This is a genomic window from Stenotrophomonas sp. FW305-3-2-15-E-LB1, from assembly GCF_058787375.1.
This window is the reverse complement of sequence record NZ_JBYSZR010000011.1, coordinates 90,855-111,104: the sequence shown is the minus strand read 5'-3', so window position 1 is coordinate 111,104 and position 20,250 is coordinate 90,855. Positions and strand designations below refer to the sequence as shown.

Sequence of the window (20,250 nt, the reverse complement as noted above, 5' to 3'; positions counted from 1 at the left end):
GGGGTTCGATCAGAGGGGGGAATACAGGGCCTGGCGCAGGGCCAGCAGCGCACGCGCTTGTTGCGCGCAGTGCAGCATCGCGTCGGTGGCCGTGGCCGGCGGTTCGGCGATCTGCACGCCGGCCAGCGTGGACGGATGCAGCACCGCCAGCAGTTCCAGCAGGCGGTCGCGCAGCAGGTAGTCGTAGCGCAGGCGTTCATCGCCGAACAGTGCGCCCACGCTGGGGGCCAGCGCCTGCGAATAGGCCGCGCTCAACGACTGCGCCGCGCCGGTGCTGTCCAGCACATCATCGAGCAGGCCCTGTGCGATCAGGTCCTGCAGCTTGGCCGGCCAGTACCGCTCGCGCTGCGCCGCAGGCAGCAACGCCAGCAGCTCGCTCTTGCGCGCATGGGTCTCCTTCAGCGCGACCAGCGCTTCCACCCACTCCGGTTCGCTGGCGTCCACGCGTTCCAGCCACGCGCGCAGCAACGCCTGGTACCAGTCGCCCTCGCGCGCCCAGGCCACCACCTCGGCGGCCGGCTTTTCCAGCGTGCGGCACCACCAGGCCAGCGGCAGCTGGCGCGCCAGCTGGTACAGCCACCAGGCCCGCTCGCCCAGCACTTCGCCGTTGGGCCGCTTGCCGTCGATCGCCGCGTCGGCCCAGCCCGGGTCGAGCGTGGCCGGCGCTTCCAGCGTCCACGCCAGGCGACGCAGCAAGCCGCTGCGCGATTGCTGCAGCAGCGACGCCATCTGCGCCTGCAGGTAAGCGGCGTGCGCCGAGTCCGGCAGGCGCGCCAGCATGGGCCCGGCCAGCGCGCGCACCTCGCGGCTGCGGTCCTTCAACAAGGCCTGCAGCAGCGGCGCATCGTCCGCGCCCAGGCCCAGCTGCAGCGCAGCCACGAACGCAGCACGCTCGCGTGCGGGCAGTTCCTTCAGGCTGTCCTGCAACCGTGTACGCGCCGCGGCAGCATCTTCCAGGCGCTGCTGCTGGAACACCGCCAGGCGTGCCTCGCTGCTGCCCTCGTTCCAGACCTGCTCGACCTCCTCCGCGCTGGCCTGCGCCTCCAGCGGTGCAGATGCATAACGCCACTCCGGATTGCAGGCGGCCAGCCAGTAACCGCGCACCCCAAGCACCGCACGCAGCGCCTCGCGCAGCACGGCCAGGCGCGCGCCTGCCTCCAGCGCCTGCGGCAGCACCGCCACCGGCAGGTGCCGGCCGTGTGCGGCCAGCTGCGCGCAGGCCTGCAGCCGCAGCCGCTTGCCCCAGGGCGAGAACTGGCCGGGCTGGAACACTGTGGCCAGCAACGCAACCCACGGGTGGTCGGCCGCCAGCTGCAGCGGGTCATCCGCCACTGGCGGCGGCACGCTCACCGCTGCGGCCGTGCGCACGGCGGCGCGCTCGCAGGCGGCCAGCACGCCCACCTGGCGGCAGTAGGCCAATGCCGGTTCGTCCGCATCGGCCACCGCCTGCAGCAGCGCATCCAGCGCGCCACCCACGGCAATCACCTGCGGGCGGTCAATGCCCAGCAACGCCGGCTTCAACCAGGCCTGGTTCATGCGGCACTCCTTTCCCAGCGCTCGTCGCGCGCATTCCATGCCGACAGTGGCAACAGCACCTGGCCGTCCCACTCCCCCATCACGCACACCGGATGGCCACCGGCAAACGCCATCAACGCCCACGCCTGCAGACCCGGCAGCTGCAGCGGCAGCGCGCCTTCGGCATGCTGCAGCCAGCACTGCGTACCGTCATGGGCGATGTGGACGTCCTGCAGGCGCATCGGCACCTGCGGCAACCAGGGGTTGCGCGCGTAGGCCTGCGAGGCCGCGTCGAAGGTATCGGTGCGGGGCGTGGTGGCTTCAGCGCGGGGCGCTTCGAATTCGGTCACCACCGCGCGCAGCGGCACACTGCCGGCATGGAAATGCAGCCGCGCCGCATGCACGCTGCCGGTGCGCCATTGTTCCTGCCAGCCGCGGCCGCCGTGGCTGAAATCCTGCACCAGCGCACTGCGCCCGCTGTCCAGCCCATGCAGCCAGACGCGGCGCTCGACCAGGTTGCCCGGCTGTTCCACCAGCCATTGCCCCTGCACGTGCCAGCGGTCGTGCACCGCCTCGCCATCGCGCTGCACCGCCTCGCGGTCTACCGGCCAGCCCAGCGCGGCGCGCAGGTCGGCCAGTCGCGCCGGCTCGTACTGCGCACGGCGGGCCACGGCCTGGGTCAGCAGCTGCAGCAGCCCCAGCCGCGCGCCCAGTTCGCCCAGGCCGGCCAGGCCCGGTGTGCCCTCGCCCAGCGCAGCCTCCAGCTGGCTGGCCAGCCCCGGCGCCTGCGCATCAACCATGCGCGCGACCATGGTCTGGCCCTGCGCGTGGAAATCGGCGGGCAGGTTGGCCAGGCCCTGGCGGAACTGATCGGCAATCCAGCGCTGCAGTTCGGCTGCACCGGCTTCGATGCGGCCCCAGCGCACCTGCTCGCGCTTGGCGGTAGCCGCGGCCTGCGCCTGCGGGTCCGGTGGCGGCGCAACAGCGGCCGCCTCCACGGCAGCCTCCTTGCGCGCAGCGCGGTCGCGGCGTCCGTTCAGCCATTCATCCACCCACGCCGGTCGCGCCTGTGGCACGCAGCGCGGGTTGCAGGCGGCATACAACAGCAGCAGGGCCAGCCCGTGCTTGCAGGGAAATTTGCGGCTGGGGCAGGAACACCGGCTGACCAGCGCCGCCAGGTCCACCTGGGTCTGGTAGGGCTTGGAACCACTGCCCTGGCATTCGCCCCACAGCGCCTCGTCATCGGCACCCAGCAGGCCCCATTTGCCATCGATGGCCAGGCCGCCGCCGGCCTTGGCCGACGCCGCATCCGGCGCAAGCGCGAGCACCTGCTCGCGCGTGAGTCGTACTTCCATATGCGTACCCACTTCAGATCGACCCATCATAGCGAAGGCGGATGACAATGACTGTGGCAACGATCATCACGCACGGGCGTATCACCACGCGAGACCGGCCGCCGTCATCCCCTTCGCTGGCGCGGCCGGCCGAATTTCATCCGCAGCCGCCGCGTGCCGATCACGACAGCGGTCGCACACAGGCCGGTACCCGCCACGCTCAGCAGCAACAGCACGCCCAGCCGTGTGTTCTCCTGCCGCAGCATGCCCGGCAGGTCCCAGCTGTGCAGGAAGTAGAACAGCCAGCGGCCGACGCGTTCGCGATGGCCCAGGGTCAGCAGCGGATCGCCGGTGGCCAGATCGATGTACACCCGCGTGGCGTGTTCATCGCCGAAGTCGGCCACCGCCACCGGGAAGCGCCGCACCGCCGCACCGTTCATCGCCTCCGGCGCGCGGGGATAGAACCAGGCATCGGGCGTGTGCAGGATCGTGAATGCACGCAGCGGTGCCGTGCCCAACGCCTGTGCGCGCTGCTGCAGCCACGCCACCGGCAACTGCTCTGCAAGCTGCAGCTGCCCATCCACGCGCGAGACGATGCGCGTACCGCCCTGCCCGTCCAGCAGCACCGCAAACAGCTGGCCATCGATGCGCCGCCATTGGATCTCCACCGGCGCAAACCCCGCCCGTGCCGCGGCGGCCAGCAACGCCTGCGGCTGGGCCAGTGCATCATCCAACGCCACCGCCGCGCCTCGATAACGCTCGGCATTCGTCGCATCCGCCGGGCTGCTGAACACCTGCAGCGGGTTCATCGACATCAGCCCGCTGAAGATCCAGGTGAACACGAAAGCCGAGGCCACCAGGCCCACCAGGTGGTGCCAGCGCATCCACGGCTCCACGTAGGGCGTTTTCGCACCGGAGCGATACCGGCCACGGAAGCGCCAACGCCACACGCCCACCACGATGCCGCTGATGGCCGCCAGCGTGCACAGCCCGGACAACACGATCACCACCCACGTCCACACCGGGTCCACCGACTGCATGCGCAGGAAGTACAACCAGTGCAGCCACGCGCCCACGTAGTTCCAGCGCTGCTGGTGGTACGGCGCATCCAGCACCACTTCGCCGGTATGCGAGGAAACGTACACGCTGCCCGGCTGTCGGCCGCCCACCTCCACCTTGTACAGCGGCCGGTGCGCATCCAATCCGCGCGAATGCGTCCAGCGATCCTCGTCCACGCGCACGGCGCCCAGGAAGGCCGGGCCACCGGCAAACGCCGCCGCCGCAAGTTCGGCACGCTGTGCCGACACCGGCAGCAGCACGTGGCCGCTGCCGGCCGACCACGCACCCACGTTGGCACCGCTGCGCACCACATAGGCCGGCTCCCCGCGCAGTGTGGTCAGCGCCACGCGTTCCGGTTCGGCCTGCACAGCGTCGGGCAGCATCGACAGCCCCTGCAGCGCGCGCGTTCCATCAAGCACCGGCAATGCGGCCAGCCGCTCACCCGGGGTCAACTTCGGGTAACCGATGAACAGCATCACCATGCCGCTGACGAACCAGAGCAGCATCAGCAGGCAGCCCCCAATACCCAGCCAGCGATGCAGCAGGTAGGTCCAACGCTTGGCGGTGGAACGCAGCGACATGGCCCGCGCCCTCAGAAGCGATGGTCGAGGGTGAACTCGACGCGGCGGTCCGCGCCCAGCAGCCACTGCGTGCTGGTGTAGTACGCCGTTGCGTAGTACGCCTTGTCGAACACGTTGAACAGGCGTGCCGTCACCCGCGTGCGCGGCGCCGCCTGCCAGGTCAGCGCCAGATCGGTGGTGCTGTAGCCGGGAAGCTCCAGTGTGTTGGCGTTGTCCGCGTAACGCTTGCCCACATAGCGCGCGCCGCCGGCCACGGTCCAGTCCGGCAGGAACTGCCAGCTCAGCCACACGTTCGCCATCCGCTCGGCCACGTTCGGCGGCACGTTGCCATCGCGCGCGACCACCACCGCCGGCGAGCCCGTGGTTTCCAGGAAGTCCTCGAATTCGGCCTTCAGCACCGTGGCATTCGCATCCAGCGACCACTGCGGTGCGAACGCCCAGTTCAACGAGGCCTCGATGCCGCGCGAGGTCTGCGCGCCCACCTGCACGCGGCGATCGGGCTGCAGCGGATCACGGCTGAGCAGGCCGGTCTTGCGGATGCGGTACGCCGCCAGCGTCCACTCGCCGCCATCGAACGCCTGCTTCATGCCCACTTCGAACTGCCGCCCCTTGGCCAGATCGAACGCACCATTGGCCGGGCTGATCATCAGCAAGCCACTGACCGGGTCCGCCGCCTGCGAGTACTGCGCGTACAGGCTCAACATCGGCCGCAGCGCGAACACCGTGCCCGCGCGCCAACCGGTGCTGCTGTAGGTTTTGGAGAATGCTGCTGCGCCACTGATCAGATCCGTGCGGTCGATGGTGGCGCGGTCATGGCGCAGCCCACCCAGCACCGACCAGCGCTCGGTCAGCGTCAGGTGGTCTTCGGCAAACAAGGCGTACTGCTCGGCACCGTTGCGGTAGCGCGGCAGGTTCGGTGCATCGCTGGCGAACTGCCCCGGCACGGGATGGAACGGATCGACCGGCCCGGAGCTGCCGGCGTAGGTGTTGTTGGTGTGCTTGAAATGCGCGCGGTTGGCATCCAAGCCCACCGCGAAGTTGTTGTCCAGCCCGCCCACCTGCCCCTGCACCCGCAGCGTCGAGGTCAGCCCGGTCTGGTCCTGGTTGTGGGTGATCTGCGTGTTGTCCGAGCGATCGATCAGGCCCGTGGCATCGTTGTAGACATAGGCCTCGGCATTGCGCCAGTCGCGCTGGCTGTCGATCTGGTAGACGCGCGTGCGCCATTCCACGTTAGCAGTCGGCGTCCACAGCGCATCCAGCTGCGTCCAGCGGTCGCGGAAGCGGATCTCGCTGTCGGCCACGTTGTAGTTGCGGTGGCGCAGCGCATCCAGCTGGCGGCCATCCACCAGCGGCGTGCCGAAGTAGCGCATCGGCTGCTGGTAGCCCTGCGCATGGGTCAGGGTCAGCTGCAGGTCGGTACGCGGCTGCCACAGCAGCGCGCCGGAGAACGTCGCATCGTTGTTGCGGCCACGGTCCACCCAGCCACCGCTGTAGTTGCCGCTCACATCCACACGGTAGGCCAGCTCCGGCGCCAGCGCGCCACCGCTGCCGAAGCCCAGGCGCGCGGTGTCCTCGCTGCCCACGGTCACGCTGATCTCGTTCTCGATGGCACCGCGCGTCGGCTTCTTCGGCACGATGTTGATGACCCCGCCAATGGCACCGTCGCCATGGATGACCGAGGCCGGGCCGCGCAGCACTTCGATGCGCTCGATGGACCAGGTATCGAACGGGAAAGTGACGCCCACGCCGCCGTACTGGCGCAGGCCGTCGTACAGGCGCATCACCGACGCGCCATCGGTGAAGCCGCGGCTGGACAGCGCGCTGAGGCCATTGCCCGGGTGCGGCATCGCACTGATCGCACCGGCACGGCTGATCGCATCGTTGAGGTTGGTATCACCGCGCTGTTCCAGCTGGTCGCGGTCGATGACGGTGAGCGCGGCCGGCGTCTGCAGCACGCTCAGGCCGAGCGCCGAGCCCGCGCTGGGCACGGCCGACAGTTCGCCATGGCGGGTATCGACCACGCGCACGGTGTCCAGGGTGGTGGGGGTTGCTGCATCGGCGCGGGCCGGTGCGGTGTACAGGGCGCAGGCGCACAGCGCCGGCAGCGTCGCCCAGCGCAGGGCAACGACGTTCGGGTTGGTTTTCATGTTTCCACGGCATGCAATGCCGCCCCATCAGACAGGGCAGCAGAAAAGGAAAGCGCACGCGCTAACGCAGGGCGATGCCCAGCAGCTTCAAGAAAATCGGTAGCGCCGGGCCATGCCCGGCGGCCTTTCGCGTGCGCGGCTCAGCCAGCGAACGCCACCGGCGGCCCACGCGCACCCAGTGTTCCGCGCAGCCGCGAGGGCAGCGCTCTGACAGATCCCGCCAATGCCTGGCACACCGGCGCCAAGGGCACCAGCAGCAGGAACGCCGCCACCAACAAGGTGATCAGGCGCGCTGCGATCAGGCAGTACTCGCAGTCCACACCCATTTCATGCTCGGCGTGTGGATCGACCGCCGGTTTGGTGGCGGCCTCGTTGTGCGCCATCGCCATCGCGTGGTGGTCGTGGTGCCCTTCCATCGCGTGCTGCGCGTGTTCCGCGTGCGCGCCGTGGCCCATCGCGCTGTGGTCCATCGCGCCATGATCCATGCCCGCCATCACCGGCGCGGCGGCTGGCGCCGGCCCATGGGCCATCCAGCGGCTCACCAGCGGGGCAAGCAGCACCAGCAGCATGGCAAGCCATGCCAGGGTCTGGAACCGGCGGTGGAATCGGGGGCGACGCACCCGCCCATTCTACGGCGCGGCAGCCAACCCTGGACCACGTTCAGGGTTTTGCCCCTGCGACACGGTGACGCAGGGGCAAGACCGTAGCCACGCCGATGAATCCGCCCTCTCGCAATAGATCCACGCCATGCGTGGATGCTCTTGCTCCTGGGCCATCAACTCACGTACTGCGCCACCCCATTCCCGAACGACCAATTCTCCGGCTTCACTTCCACCAGGTTGATGAATACGTCCTCGCGGCGCATACCCACCGCCTCATGCAGGCCATTGGCAATACCGAGGTACAACGCCTTTTTCTGCTCCTGCGTACGCCCCTCGCTCCAGGTGATCTGCACGCAGATGAAGTCATCGGTGCGGGCCACGCCCAGATAGCCGGGGTCGAAGACGAGCGTACCCGCCTCGTGTTCCTGGAAGACCTGGAAGCGATCGTTTTCCGGCACGCCCACCGCACGCAGGGCCTGGTAGATGGCCTCCCCCACGCGCTGCAGATAATCGGCGGATTTACCTTTGCGAAGATCGATACGGGCCAGCGGCATGGTGGGGCTCCAGAGCCAGAGGGGACAACCGTGGGCCGAGACTACGCCCGCTGCGGTCGGCCGCACAGCGCATGGATGGAACGTCTGCTTTCATCCATGGCACGCTCGCGCGGGCTGCGCCGGGTGACGTGATTGGCACCTACTGGGGTTGTGTAGCGGCACTGCTCGGTTCAGATGAGGCGGGGGATCGGGCCATGGATGGTGGAACACCTTCATGGCGGGCGTTGTTGCAACTTTCCTCACTGACTTCCGTGTTTGCGCGGATCGATGATCGCCCTGCCAAGGCAGCACGCCTTGGTCGGGATTGGCGTCTCGAATAAACGAACAAGCTTCAAGGGCTGCGAAATCATTCGCAGCTGAGAGAATGGACCTACTGCCTTCAATGGCGGGCGGTGCGTGGGGATCGACAGATCCACCAGGCCTTCTTCTCCCTTGAAGTTTGTTTGCCTTGGTACGCCAACCCGCACCGTCCGCCACCTTCACTTCGAAGGTGGCCTTACGCCAGTGAGGGTTTTGCCATGACCAACCGAGCCGCATCGCTTCCCCGCCTGTACGCGTTGATTGCCGACATCGCCAACCAGGTTCCCGACGACATCGCACGCGAGATCGAGTGCGCGTTGGACGAACAGAACTTGCCCCTTCAAGCCCCCACGTTCTTCGCCTGCCTTGAAGCCATCCGGCGAGCCGACGGCGCAAACGGACAGCCCTGCAGCCCCCGCAGGCTGGCGGCCAGTGAGCATGCGTCCATCAGCCGTTCGCTGGCCGGGCTCTCCGCGCTGCTCGACATTCTGCAGGCCGCCGAGCGCGCGCGTGTCGAAGGCGGCCCGGACGAACAGATGGGCAGCTTCCACACCGATGGCCTGATCGTGGCCGCGCGGCAGCTGGTGTGCGAGGCCACCCATTGCCTGGAAAGCGGAATGCCCTGAGCGCCTTGGCTACAATCGCGCAGGGAATCGCAGGAAACCGCAATGGACGCCGAACACCTGGAGTACTTCAAGGCCGCGCTGGAAGGCCGCGCAACCATCGGCTGGAACGTGTGGTTTGCCGCCAACGAGCAGGCGCTGTCACAGCAGTTGAGCCGCCCTGCCCTGCTGCGGTTGAAGTTCAATCAGCTGGATGAAGCCGAACGCCTGCTGGCCGAGGCAGGCATCGTGCCCGCCAGCACGGCGGGCAAGCGCTACGAGATGTACTGCGCGCAGTTCGCACTGGACGTGCTGGATGAAAAAGGCCGGCCGCTGCCGGCCATCTGGCGCGCCGCGCACGGCGGTGCCATCGGCCTGCTTGCCGATGGCGAACACGCGGCGGGCCAGGCGAAGCTGCTGGCGGAATTCCGCCGCGCCCGCAAGCGCGGTCTGCCGCAGGCGCACGAATGGCTGGGCGATCTGTGCTTCGAGGGAGAGATGGAACTGCGCGGCGGCAATGCCGAGGTGGGTCGCCAGCTGCTGGCGGTGGTGGTGCAGGCCGGCAGCGGCCACGACCTGCTGGATGGCACGGCGATGATCGCTCGCGAGTTGCTGGGGGATCTTGATTGAGGCAATGCGGCTGCGCCACATCACAGCCAACAAAAAAGCCTCCATTGCTGGAGGCTTCTTTCGTTCTGCAACATGGTGGGCGGTACAGGGATCGAACCTGTGACCCTTGCCGTGTGAAGGCAATGCTCTACCGCTGAGCTAACCGCCCGGTGTGTTGCTGAGCCGCTCATTATAGGGGCTTTTCAGAGGCCGTCAACAGTTTTTCACATTTGTGTTCACCGGTGTTTCGAAGGGCGCCGCCGGGCATGGCCCGGCGCTACCAGGGGCGGCGATCGCGCCCCGTCACATCGTGTGCGTCGGCTTGTCCGAGCTGGTCAGGCCAGCCAGCAGGGTCTCGATCTTGTGGCGCACGTTCTCGCCTTCCTGGCCGTCGGCCAGCTGCACGCCGATGCCGGCCACGCGGTTGCCCTGTGCGCCGGCCGGGGTCACCCAGATCACCTTGCCGGCCACCGGCAGGCGCTCGCTGGAATCGGGCAGGGTCAGCAGCAGGAACACCTCGTCGCCCAGGAAGTAACGCTTGGGCGTGGGCACGAAGATGCCGCCATTCTTCACGAACGGCATGTACGCGCTGTACAGCGCGGCTTTGTCCTTTACAGCCAGGGACAGGATGCCCTGGCGGGCGTTGCTGGCACTCATCGATTTCCCCTTGCGGCAGGCCGCTCGTTCACCTTGTTCCAGGCCAGCAGCAACTCGACCACCGCAAGGTCTGCACGCACGGTGGTGCGCAGCAGGTCGCGGGTACGGTTGGCAGCATCGAACCACGCTGCAAGCTTGTGCAATCGGTCCGGCGCGGTCAAGGCGTCGGTGCTGGCCTGGGCCAGCGCCAGATCGGCGGCAAAGCGCAGGCGCAGCGCCGCGTTTTCATCGCCGCACCACTTCTGCGCCAGCTCCACCGCACCGGTCTTGCCGGCGGCCAGTTGTTCCAGCTCGCGGCCCACGTCGCGGCGCAGGCTCAGGCCGTCTTCGCGCAGCCAGTTGTCGGCCTGGCCGGGGTGGCCGCGCGCCGCATCCAGCGCTTCGCGCGCGGAGGCTTCGCTGTGGCCCTGCTGCTGCAGCCACGCCATGGCTTCATCGCGCGGTGGCAGCTTGAATTCCAGGCGCTGGCAGCGGCTGCGCACGGTCTGCGGCAGGCGCGCCGGGTCGCTGCTGATCAGCCACAGGTAGCGGCCGGGCTGCGGTTCTTCCAGGGTCTTCAGCAGGGCGTTGGCGGCGGAGCGGTTGATGGCATCGGCCGGATCGACGATCACCACCTGCGCCACGCCGTACTGCGGGGTCAGCGCCAGCTTGTTGGTGATCTCGCGCACCTGCTCGATGACGATCTCGGTGCGCAGCTTGTCGCCGCTCTTGTTCGGGATGAAGCTGACCAGCTGCAGGTCCGGATGCGTCCCTGCAGCGATCAGCTGGCGCGTGCGCGTGGCGTGCGCGGCATCGCCACGGGCCAGCACATGGTCGGCCAGGGCCAGCGCCACCTCACGCTTGCCCAGCCCGGCCGGGCCGCAGATCAACAGGCCATGGCCCAGCCGGTCGGCATCCAGCGCGGACACGGTCTGGTCGAAGGCGCGCTGCTGCCAGGGCGAGAAGCTCATGCGCCCTCCCCGGCCTGCAGCCAGCGCTCGACGCTGGCCACCACATCGGCGGCCACGCGTTCCTGCACCTGGCCAGCATCGATCAGCGCAAAGCGCTTCGGATCCTGCTGTGCGCGGCTGCGGAACACCTCGCGCACGCGCTGGAAGAAATCGTCCTGCTCGCTTTCAATGCGGTCCGGCCACAGGTCGCGGCCATTGGCGCGGGCGCGGCCCACGGCCACGTCCACATCCAGCAGCAGGGTCAGGCCTGGCAGCAGGCCGACGGCGCGGCGTTCCAGGTCGGCAATCCACTGCGGGTCGAGGCCACGGCCACCGCCTTGGTAGGCGTAGCTGGAATCGGTGAAGCGGTCGCTCAGTACGTAGGCACCGCGTTGCAGTGCCGGCTGGATGACCTGGCGCACGTGCTGGGCGCGCGCGGCAAACACCAGCAGCAGCTCGGCTTCGGCACTCAACGGTTCGGCGGCGATCTCCGCATCGGGCTTCAGCACCAGGCCGCGGATGCGCTCGGCCAGCGGCGTACCACCCGGCTCGCGGGTCAGCACGACCTCGTGGCCGTGGCTGCGCAGGCAATCGCGGATGGCGTTGATGGCGGTGGTCTTGCCCGCGCCCTCGCCGCCTTCCAGGCTGACGAAACGCGGGTGGCGAAGCAGCGCGGAACTCATTGCGCCGGGGTCTCCTTGGTACGTTGCTGGCGCAGCTGCTGCAGGTAGCGGGCTACGGCGGCGTTGTGCTGGTCCAGGCTGGGCGAGAACACGTGCGCGCCACTGCCATCGCCCACGGCGACGAAGTACAGCGCATCGCCGGCGGCCGGCTGTGCGGCGGCCATCAGCGCATCGCGGCTGGGCATGGCGATCGGGGTCGGGGTCAGGCCGGCACGGGTGTAGGTGTTGTAGGGCGTATCGGTGGTCAGGTCGCGGCGGCGGATGTTGCCGTCGTAGGCCGTACCGATGCCGTAGATGACGGTGGGATCGGTCTGCAGGCGCATGCCGATCTTCAGGCGGCGCATGAATACCCCGGCAATCTGCGGGCGCTCGCTGGCCAGCGCGGTTTCCTTTTCGATGATCGAGGCGATCGTCAGCAGTTCGTACGGGCTGTTGATCGGCAGGTCGGCGGCACGGCTTTCCCAGGCCTCGTCCAGCGCTTTTTCCATCGCGGCATGGGCGCGCTTGAGCACGTCCATGTCACTGTCGCCGCGCTGGTAGACGTAGGTTTCCGGCAGGAAGCGGCCTTCCGGATGCTGGCCGCCGAAGCCCAGGCGCTGCATCAGCGCAGCGTCATCCAGGGTATCGGTGGTGTGCAGCAGCGGCTCGGCACGCTTCAGCGCAGCGCGCACCTGGCGGATGTTCCAGCCTTCGACAATGGTGACGCGGTGCTGCAGCACCTTGCCGGCGCGCATGCGCAGCAGCAGCTCGCGCGGGGTCAGGCTGCTGTCCAGCGCGTACTCGCCCACCTTCAGCTTGCCGGCGGCATCGAGCTGGCGGGCCAGCAGCTGCCACTGGGTATCCTGGCCTTCATCCACACCGGCATCGCGCAGCTTGCGCAGCACGGTGTTCATGCCATCGCCGCTGGCGATGACCACGCTCTCGGCGGACGGGGTGATGTGGCGGTCGGCGAACTGGCCCTGCTGGTAGAAGAACCACGCGCCCACGCCGGCGAGGACGGCGCCCAGCACCACCACCAGCATGACCACGAACAGACACCCGCGCTTGGCTCCCGCCATGGACTACCTCTGAATGCGATTCCGCCGTGCAGGATACCGTGCCGGGTGGCGTGGGGTCATGACCGGGGTGGCGTCTGCGTGCCGACCAACGGTCGGCACCTACCAGTAGAGCCACGCCATGCGTGGATGACCGGCCATGGAGGCATCCTTGCCGGCCAGCGGCCGGCACTACCCGGGAGTCCGGTTACCCCTGCTGGCCCAGCGCCCGCAGCAGGCCGCGGGCCTTGGCGCGGGTCTCGTCCAGTTCCCTGTCCGGGTCCGAGTCGACCACGATGCCGGCACCGGTGCGGAAGCTGACTTCGTGCCCATCCACTTCGGCGGTGCGGATGAGGATGTTCAGGTCCAGGTCGCCATCGCGGTTCAGCCAGCCGAAGGCGCCGGTATAGGCACCGCGCGGCACCTGCTCCAGTTCGCTGATGATCTGCATGCAGCGCACCTTGGGACAGCCGGTGATGGTGCCGCCCGGGAAGGTCGCGGCGATCACCTCGCCCGGGGTAACCTCGGGGCGCAGGTGGCCGCTGACATTACTGACGATGTGATGCACGTGGGCATAGCTTTCCACGGTCATCAGTTCATCGACCACCACGGTGCCGGGCAGGCAGATGCGGCCCAGGTCGTTGCGCTCCAGGTCGATCAGCATCACGTGCTCGGCGCGCTCCTTGGGGTGGCCGACCAGCTCCTGGATGCGCGCGGCATCGTCGTCGCCTTCAAAGCGCGGGCGGGTGCCGGCAATCGGCCGGGTCTGCGCGTGGCCGGCATGCACCGATACCAGCCGCTCCGGCGAGGAGCTGACCACGTGGCGGCCGTGCGCGGTGAACAGGCCGGCGAACGGTGCGGGATTGGCGCGGCGCAACTGCGCGTACAGCGCCTGCGGGCTGACCGGCACGGCGAACTGCGCGCTCCAGCGCCGCGACAGGTTCACCTGGAACACATCGCCCGCGCGCAGGTACTCGATCACCCGGCGCACGCCGTCGGTGAAGCGCTGCGGCGCGTCCTCGCCCACCGACTGCGGCGGCTGCCAGCCCTGCCCGGCATCGGGTAGCGCGGCCGAGGCCTGTGCCAGCAGCGCGTCCAGCAGCGCCTGTTCGCCCGCTTCGGCGATGACGAAGCTGGCATCGTTCTCGTGGTCGTGCAGCACGGCCGCCGGGCAGCGCAGGGCCAGTGCGGTCGGGCGGCCGTCGTCGCGCGCACGCGCCGGCAGCACGGTTTCAATCTGGCTGGCCACTTCGTAATCGAGCATCAGCGCCCAGCCGCCGCGGAACGGCAGGCTGTGGCTGCCGTCGTGCGGCAGGCGCGCGGCCTGCCAGGCACGGTCCAGCACCTGCAGGAAGGTGCCGGCGTGTATGGCGTCGTGCTGGTCGCGCACCTGGCCGTCAGCGTCCAGCCGCAGGCTGTCGCCCTGCGCGGCCAGCAGCAGGCTCCAGCGGCCCTGGGCGGTGCCCGAGGCGGTGGATTCCATCAGCAGCGGGAAGCGCGCCGGGTCGTGCTGCTGCAGGGCCAGCAGGTCGATCGGGTGCGGCAGCGGGTGGATCAGCGGGGCGTGGGTCATGGCGGCCAGTTCGGGGTTCAGATGCACGGAAGCCGCCTTGCGGCGGCTCCGTGGTGCACGGCGTTGATCCGTTTGCCGGATTGCCGATAGGTAGAGTCGACTGTCAGTCGACTGCTTTCCCATCAACGATCAGCGCGGCGGATCGAAAGGCAGTCGACTGACAGTCGACTCTACCAAGGCGGTGCCGGGCAATGGCCCGGCGCCACACCTTGGTCAGACGCGCTTGAAGATCAGCGTGCCGTTGGTGCCGCCGAAGCCGAAGCCATTGGACATCACCACGTCGACCTTGGCCTGGCGTGCTTCGTTGGGCACGTAGTCCAGATCGCAGCCTTCGCCCGGCTGTTCCAGATTGATGGTCGGCGGGATGACGTTGTCCTGCAGCGCCATCACCGAGAAGATCGCTTCCACGCCGCCAGCAGCACCCAGCAGGTGGCCGGTCATCGACTTGGTGGAGCTGACCATCATCTTGTAGGCGTGGTCGCCGAAGGCGGCCTTCATGGCCATGGTTTCGCCCAGGTCGCCCAGCGGCGTGGAGGTGCCGTGTGCGTTGAGGTAACCGACCTGTTCCGGGGTCACGCCGGCGTCGCGCATGGCCATGGCCATGCAGCGGGCAGCGCCTTCGCCGTTCTCGCTCGGGGCGGTCATGTGGTACGCGTCCGAGCTGGCACCGAAGCCGGCCAGTTCGCAGTAGATCTTCGCGCCACGGGCCTTGGCGTGCTCGTACTCTTCCAGCACCAGGATGCCGGCGCCGTCACCCAGCACGAAGCCGTCGCGGTCCTTGTCCCACGGGCGCGAGGCCTGTTCCGGGGCATCGTTGCGGGTGCTCATGGCCTTCATCGCGCAGAAGCCGCCCAGGGCGGTCGGCGAGGAACCGCGCTCGGCGCCACCGGCCACCATCACGTCGGCATCGCCGTACTGGATCATGCGCATCGCGGTACCGATCGAATGGTTCGAGGTCGCGCACGCCGAGACCGCCGAGAACGACGGGCCCTTCAGGCCGGTGATGATGCTCAGCTGGCCCGGCAGCATGTTGATGATGGTCTTGGGCACGTAGAAGGGCGAGATCTTCTTGCCCTCGTGGAAATCGATGGTCTGCTCTTCGATGCCCAGCAGGCCGCCGATGCCGGCGCCGACGATGGCGCCGATGCGCTCGGCATTGGCTTCGGTGATCTCCAGGCCCGCATCATGCAGGGCCATGAAGGAGGCACCGAGGCCGTAATGGATGAACGGGTCCATCTTCTTGGCATCCTTGCCGCTGACCCGGTACTTGCCGAACAGTTCGTTGTCGGCGGTGATGTCAAAGCCTTTGACCTCACCTGCAATCTTGGTGGTGAACCGATCCAGGTAGGCATCAGAAACGTTGGTCAGCGGACCGATGCCCGAACGACCCTGGGTGATGCCTTCCCAGCTGCTGGCCAGATCATTGCCCAACGGCGAGACGATACCCAGGCCGGTTACGACGACGCGACGCTTCATTGCTGATTCTCCTGACCCGATGATGTCAACGGGCAACTCGGTTCTACTGCGGTGTGATGCTCAAACACACGGGGCCGCAACTGCGGCCCCATGGGGTGCGGTGCGCGGCGAGCGGAACCCGCGCGCGCACTGCCGTCTGACATCAGGCCTTGACGTGGGCCTTGATGTAGTCGATGGCGGCCTGCACGGTGCTGATCTTCTCGGCTTCTTCGTCCGGGATCTCGCACTCGAACTCTTCTTCCAGGGCCATCACCAGCTCAACGGTGTCCAGCGAGTCAGCGCCCAGGTCATCGACGAACGATGCGCTGTTGGTGACTTCTTCTTCCTTGACGCCAAGCTGTTCGACGACGATTTTCTTGACGCGTTCTTCGATGGTGCTCATGGGGTATCGCTCCAGATGGAGTAGTGGTTCAAAAGTGGTCGCCATCGGATGGCGATGGCCGTGGGATAGTGTAGTGGAAACCGGCGGGGCCTTGCATAGGTGCAAAAAACCCAGCAGATCAACCACTTGCGGCGCAATCCGTGCGCCCCTTGCTTACGGCATGTACATGCCGCCGTTCACATGGAGGGTTTCGCCGGTGATGTAGCCGGCCGCCGGGCTGGCCAGGAAGGCCACCGCATGGGCGATGTCTTCCGGCGAACCGAGGCGTTCGAGGGCGATGTCGTTGATCAGGGCGGTGCGGGCTTCTTCCGGCAGCGCCTTGGTCATGTCGGTGTCGATGAAGCCGGGGGCGACGACATTGACGGTGACGCCGCGCGAGCCGATTTCCTTGGCCAGCGACTTGCTGAAACCGATGATGCCGGCCTTGGCCGCAGCGTAGTTGGCCTGGCCGGCATTGCCGGTCACGCCCACCACCGATGCGATGTTGATGATGCGGCCCTTGCGCGCCTTCATCATGCCGCGCATGACCGCCTTGCTGGTGCGGAACACGCTGGTCAGGTTGGTGTCGATGATCGACGCCCAATCGTCTTCCTTCATGCGCATCAGCAGGTTGTCGCGGGTGATGCCCGCGTTGTTGACCAGGATCGAGATGGCGCCGAATTCCTTGGCGATGCCGTCCAGCACGCTGTCCAGCGCGGCAGCGTCGGTGACGTTCAGCGCGCGGCCGTGGCCGCCGTGGGCCGCCAGGCGCTCGCCGATCGCGGCAGCGCCGGATTCGGTGGTGGCGGTGCCGATGACGGTGGCGCCCTGGGCGGCCAGCAGATCGGCGATGGCGGCACCAATGCCACGGCTGGCGCCAGTGACCAGTGCGATTTCACCCTGCAGGGGCTTGCTCATGATGTTGTCCTCAAACGTGGGCAGCGACCGCGCCCGTGCCGCTTGCAGCGGCCACCGGCACGGTCGGCAGGAACAGGGGGATCAGGCCGACCACGCCTCGCGGGCGCCTTCGAAGTCGCCCGGGGTCGCCAGGGAACGGCCGTCGATGGACTTGTCGATGCGCTTGACCAGACCGGTGAGCACCTTGCCCGGGCCACACTCGGCGATCTGGGTGATGCCACGGGCCGCCAGGGCCTGCACGCAACCAGTCCACTGCACCGGCTGGTACAGCTGCTGCACCAGCGCGGTACGGATGGCATCGACGCCGTCATGCACCTTGGCATCGACGTTCTGCACCACCGGCAGCTGCGGTGCCTGCCAGGACAGGCCGGCCATCACTTCGGCCAGGCGGTTGGCGGCTTCGCGCATCAGCGGGGTGTGCGAGGGCACGCTGACGGCCAGCTTCACCGCCTTGCGCACGCCCTTTTCAGCCAGCAGCGCCAGCGCGCGGTCGACCGCGGCAGCGTCGCCACCGATGACGATCTGGCCCGGCGAGTTGAAGTTGGCCGGCACCACGATCTGGCTGCCCGCCGCTTCGGCGCAGACGTCCAGCACCAGCTGGTCCTCGGCACCGAGCACAGCGGCCATGGCACCGACGCCGGCCGGCGCGGCTTCCTGCATCAGCTGGCCGCGCAGACGCACCAGGTGCGCACCGTCATGCAGGCTGAGTGCGCCGGCAGCGACCAGCGCGGTGTATTCGCCCAGGCTGTGGCCAGCCAGGACCGACGGGCGCGGACCGCCTGCGGCGTTCCAGGCGCGCCATGCGCCGATGCTTGCGGCCAGCAGGGCCGGCTGGGTGTATTCGGTACGGTTGAGCATTTCCTCCGGGCCACCCTGGGACAGCGCCCACAGGTCGACGCCGGCACCATCGGATGCTTCGGTGAAGGCTTCACGCACCTGCGGGTGCAGCTCGGCCAGCTCGGCCAGCATGCCCACGGACTGCGAGCCCTGACCGGGGAAGACAAATGCGAGGGTGGATACGGTCACGCGGTCATCCGCTTGTTGCAATCGAAGCGGGCCATGATAAGGGCGAATCCCCCGTGTCGTCTGTACGTGCGCGTATGCAGGGCGTATGGAGTCCGCCGGGCCATGCCCGGCGAACGGTTTGGGGTAGCGCCGGGCCATGCCCGGCGGATGCAATCAGCAGAACAGCTGCAGGACGTCCAGCTCGCCATCGGCGAACCAGTCCACGCACAGGCCCACCACCATGATCAGGCCCAGCGTGGTGGCGCCATGGGTGATGAAGATCGACTGCGCCAGCGCGCGCGCCGAGCGGCCCAGCTTCATGCAGACCCGGGCCAGGCCCTGCAGCCGGCCACTGACCGAATGCACGTGCGCGCGCACCGGCGCCTGCACGCCATTCATGGCCTCGGCCATCATCGCCTGCAGGTGCTGCGGCCGGTCGGCGTAGTACTTGGCCACGCCATAGCCGAACATCAGCCAGTCGCGCGCCTGCGCCTCGGCCAGGTCCATCACTTCCAGCGGGTCTTCCTCGAAATCGATGAAGCCCACGTTCTGCCCGTCCCAGGTGAGGTTGCGCGGCACCGGCTGGCCGAAATACGCGCCACGGCCATGGGCCTCGGCGAGCGCCTTCATGGCCGCCGCCACCAGCCGGTCACGACCGGCATCATCGGCTTCGCGCAGGCAGGTATTGAAGGACCCGCCGTTGTCGCCGATCACCAGCGCGGCGTGGCCGCTGCCGATCACTTCAGGCACGTTGACGCCCTGCGCGTGCAGCTCGCCCAGGCGGCGCGCCTCGGTTTTGCACGCAGCATCTCCCCCGCGGTGCGGCGGCGGACGCAGGGCATCGAGGTGGAAGCGGCGGGCGATGAAATTGAGCAGGCCCAAGGCGAATGCGCGGCTTCCCTTGCCGTACTGCTTCAGCCAGGCGCGCTGCCCTTCGATGACGATGGGCTCAACCATGACGGATCTCCTGAAACGCGTTACGGCCCCAGAGGGGCCGTAACGACAGACTTCACGTTGTCGTAACTACGCTATCAATAGCGCAGCAGGGCCGAACCCCACGTGAAGCCGCCACCGAAGGCTTCCAGCAGCAGCAGCTGGCCGCGCTCGACCTTGCCCGAACGCACCGCGGCGTCCAGCGCCAGCGGCACCGAGCCGGAGGAGGTGTTGCCATGGCGGTCGACGGTGACCACGACCTGGTCCATCGACATGTCCAGCCGCTTGGCGGTGGCTTCGATGATGCGCAGGTTGGCCTGGTGCGGGATCAGCCAATCCAGATCAGACTTGCCCAGGCCATTGGCCTCCAGGGTTTCGTCCACGACCGAGTCCAGCGCCTTGACGGCGTACTTGAACACGTCGTTGCCCTTCATGTTGATGGTGCCGCCGCCGTTGCCGCTGCCATCCTTGAAACCGACCGACACGCCGACCGGGTTCCACAGCAGCTCTTTCTTGCTGCCATCGGAATGCAGGTGGGTGCTGAGGATGCCGGTTTCTTCGTCGGCCTTGAGCACGACCGCGCCGGCACCGTCGCCGAACAGCACGCAGGTGGTGCGGTCTTCCCAGTCGACGATGCGGGTCAGCGTTTCGGCGCCGATCACCAGCACATGGCGGGCGTCACCGGAACGGATGAACTTGTCGGCCACGCTGAGCGCGAACACGAAGCCCGAACAGGCCGCGTTGACGTCGAAGGCGGGGCAGCCCGACGCACCGAGCTTGGCCTGGATCAGGCACGCGGTGGACGGGAAAATAAGGTCAGGGGTGGTCGTACCGACCACGATCATGTCGAGCTGGGAAGCGTCGATACCGGCCGCTTCAAGCGCACGCACCGCGGCGTGGTAGCCGAGGTCGCTGGTGGTTTCGCCTTCGGCCGCGATGTGCCGTTCACGAATACCGGTGCGCGACTGGATCCACTCATCCGAGGTTTCGACCATTTTTTCCAGGTCGGCGTTGGTCAGGACTTTTTCCGGCAAATAGCTACCGGTGCCCGCGATCCTCGAGTAGATCCGCTTGCTCATCATGTTTCCTGTTGCGCAGGCTGCCGATCACCGGCATGCCCGGGGAAGAAGGCAAAGGCCGCTGCCCTGGGGCAGCGGCCTTCCGGCACATCAATCTTCTTCGACGGCCGAGGTCTTGGTCTGGATGACCTTCTTGCCGCGGTAGAAACCGTCAGCAGTGATGTGGTGACGCAGGTGCACTTCGCCGGTGGTCGGGTCGGTCGACAGCTGCTTGGCGCTCAGGGCGTCATGCGCACGGCGCATACCGCGGCGGGACGGGGTGACACGGGATTTCTGGACAGCCATGGGATTGCTCCAAA

Annotated in this window: 20 protein-coding genes and 1 tRNA gene; 2 read left to right on the top strand and 19 right to left on the bottom strand. The window is 67.8% G+C overall.

Translation table 11 applies throughout. The features are described 5' to 3' along the window. Positions 1-9 precede the first annotated feature (9 nt). The 6 genes from AC3WL7_RS10600 to AC3WL7_RS10575 all read right to left on the bottom strand — a co-directional run bounded on the left by AC3WL7_RS10600 (position 10) and on the right by AC3WL7_RS10575 (position 7,792). Positions 10-1,536, bottom strand: a complete 1,527-nt coding sequence (locus AC3WL7_RS10600) for a DUF5691 domain-containing protein (protein WP_492750218.1) — start codon at positions 1,534-1,536, stop codon at positions 10-12. Next, on the bottom strand, positions 1,533-2,870 hold the full coding sequence (locus tag AC3WL7_RS10595; RefSeq protein WP_492750217.1) for an SWIM zinc finger family protein: 1,338 nt from the start codon (positions 2,868-2,870) through the stop codon (positions 1,533-1,535). The genes AC3WL7_RS10600 and AC3WL7_RS10595 overlap by 4 nt, the downstream gene beginning before the upstream one ends. Positions 2,871-2,974: 104 nt before the next feature. Beyond that, positions 2,975-4,489, bottom strand: coding sequence for a PepSY domain-containing protein (locus AC3WL7_RS10590; RefSeq protein WP_492750216.1), 1,515 nt, complete (start codon positions 4,487-4,489; stop codon positions 2,975-2,977). An 11-nt stretch (positions 4,490-4,500) separates the two neighbouring features. Further along, on the bottom strand, positions 4,501-6,636 hold the full coding sequence (locus tag AC3WL7_RS10585) for a TonB-dependent receptor (RefSeq protein ID WP_492750215.1): 2,136 nt from the start codon (positions 6,634-6,636) through the stop codon (positions 4,501-4,503). 140 nt (positions 6,637-6,776) lie between these two features. Beyond that, positions 6,777-7,205 (bottom strand): DUF2946 family protein, encoded by a 429-nt coding sequence (locus AC3WL7_RS10580; RefSeq protein WP_492750240.1) that lies wholly within the window; start codon positions 7,203-7,205, stop codon positions 6,777-6,779. A 206-nt stretch (positions 7,206-7,411) separates the two neighbouring features. Further along, a complete protein-coding gene (locus tag AC3WL7_RS10575) occupies positions 7,412-7,792 on the bottom strand; it encodes a tautomerase family protein (RefSeq protein WP_492750214.1) in 381 nt (126 codons plus the stop codon). 518 nt (positions 7,793-8,310) lie between these two features. Between AC3WL7_RS10575 and AC3WL7_RS10570 the strand changes: the two genes are divergently transcribed. Together AC3WL7_RS10570 and AC3WL7_RS10565 are read left to right on the top strand one after the other, a co-directional pair. Further along, positions 8,311-8,718: a hypothetical protein gene (locus AC3WL7_RS10570; RefSeq protein ID WP_492750213.1), complete on the top strand. Its 408-nt coding sequence runs from the start codon at positions 8,311-8,313 to the stop codon at positions 8,716-8,718. A 42-nt stretch (positions 8,719-8,760) separates the two neighbouring features. Continuing rightward, positions 8,761-9,324, top strand: coding sequence for a hypothetical protein (locus AC3WL7_RS10565; protein ID WP_492750212.1), 564 nt, complete (start codon positions 8,761-8,763; stop codon positions 9,322-9,324). A 73-nt stretch (positions 9,325-9,397) separates the two neighbouring features. Here AC3WL7_RS10565 and AC3WL7_RS10560 read toward each other — a convergent pair. The 13 genes from AC3WL7_RS10560 to rpmF form a co-directional block, all read right to left on the bottom strand. Next, positions 9,398-9,472, bottom strand: a tRNA-Val gene (locus AC3WL7_RS10560). 134 nt (positions 9,473-9,606) lie between these two features. Further along, a complete protein-coding gene (locus AC3WL7_RS10555) occupies positions 9,607-9,960 on the bottom strand; it encodes a PilZ domain-containing protein (RefSeq protein WP_079220849.1) in 354 nt (117 codons plus the stop codon). Next, positions 9,957-10,910 carry a DNA polymerase III subunit delta' gene (locus AC3WL7_RS10550; protein WP_313420272.1) on the bottom strand — a complete coding sequence of 318 codons (954 nt, stop codon included), beginning with the start codon at positions 10,908-10,910 and terminating at the stop codon, positions 9,957-9,959. The genes AC3WL7_RS10555 and AC3WL7_RS10550 overlap by 4 nt, the downstream gene beginning before the upstream one ends. Beyond that, entirely contained in the window at positions 10,907-11,572 is a 666-nt protein-coding gene (gene tmk / locus AC3WL7_RS10545) for a dTMP kinase (protein ID WP_079220847.1), read from the bottom strand. The genes AC3WL7_RS10550 and tmk overlap by 4 nt, the downstream gene beginning before the upstream one ends. Continuing rightward, positions 11,569-12,630, bottom strand: coding sequence for an endolytic transglycosylase MltG (gene mltG, locus AC3WL7_RS10540; RefSeq protein WP_079220846.1), 1,062 nt, complete (start codon positions 12,628-12,630; stop codon positions 11,569-11,571). The genes tmk and mltG overlap by 4 nt, the downstream gene beginning before the upstream one ends. A 184-nt stretch (positions 12,631-12,814) precedes the next feature. Continuing rightward, entirely contained in the window at positions 12,815-14,179 is a 1,365-nt protein-coding gene (locus tag AC3WL7_RS10535; RefSeq protein ID WP_492750239.1) for an aminodeoxychorismate synthase component I, read from the bottom strand. Positions 14,180-14,392: 213 nt separating this feature from the next. After that, the gene (gene fabF / locus AC3WL7_RS10530) at positions 14,393-15,655 is read right to left on the bottom strand and encodes a beta-ketoacyl-ACP synthase II (RefSeq protein ID WP_200732941.1); all 1,263 of its coding nucleotides are present in this window, start codon (positions 15,653-15,655) and stop codon (positions 14,393-14,395) included. Positions 15,656-15,797: 142 nt separating this feature from the next. Then, the gene (gene acpP / locus AC3WL7_RS10525) at positions 15,798-16,037 is read right to left on the bottom strand and encodes an acyl carrier protein (protein ID WP_005415509.1); all 240 of its coding nucleotides are present in this window, start codon (positions 16,035-16,037) and stop codon (positions 15,798-15,800) included. 153 nt (positions 16,038-16,190) lie between these two features. Then, positions 16,191-16,934: a 3-oxoacyl-ACP reductase FabG gene (gene fabG, locus AC3WL7_RS10520; RefSeq protein WP_079220844.1), complete on the bottom strand. Its 744-nt coding sequence runs from the start codon at positions 16,932-16,934 to the stop codon at positions 16,191-16,193. 81 nt (positions 16,935-17,015) lie between these two features. Next, the gene (gene fabD / locus AC3WL7_RS10515; protein WP_312736926.1) at positions 17,016-17,960 is read right to left on the bottom strand and encodes an ACP S-malonyltransferase; all 945 of its coding nucleotides are present in this window, start codon (positions 17,958-17,960) and stop codon (positions 17,016-17,018) included. A gap of 153 nt (positions 17,961-18,113) precedes the next feature. Then, positions 18,114-18,896: a BUD32 family EKC/KEOPS complex subunit gene (locus AC3WL7_RS10510; protein WP_079220842.1), complete on the bottom strand. Its 783-nt coding sequence runs from the start codon at positions 18,894-18,896 to the stop codon at positions 18,114-18,116. Positions 18,897-18,970: 74 nt separating this feature from the next. Continuing rightward, positions 18,971-19,951, bottom strand: coding sequence for a beta-ketoacyl-ACP synthase III (locus AC3WL7_RS10505; protein WP_079220841.1), 981 nt, complete (start codon positions 19,949-19,951; stop codon positions 18,971-18,973). 90 nt (positions 19,952-20,041) lie between these two features. Beyond that, complete coding sequence (rpmF, locus tag AC3WL7_RS10500; protein WP_004154640.1) at positions 20,042-20,236, bottom strand: 50S ribosomal protein L32; 195 nt, start codon at positions 20,234-20,236, stop codon at positions 20,042-20,044. Positions 20,237-20,250 lie beyond the last annotated feature (14 nt).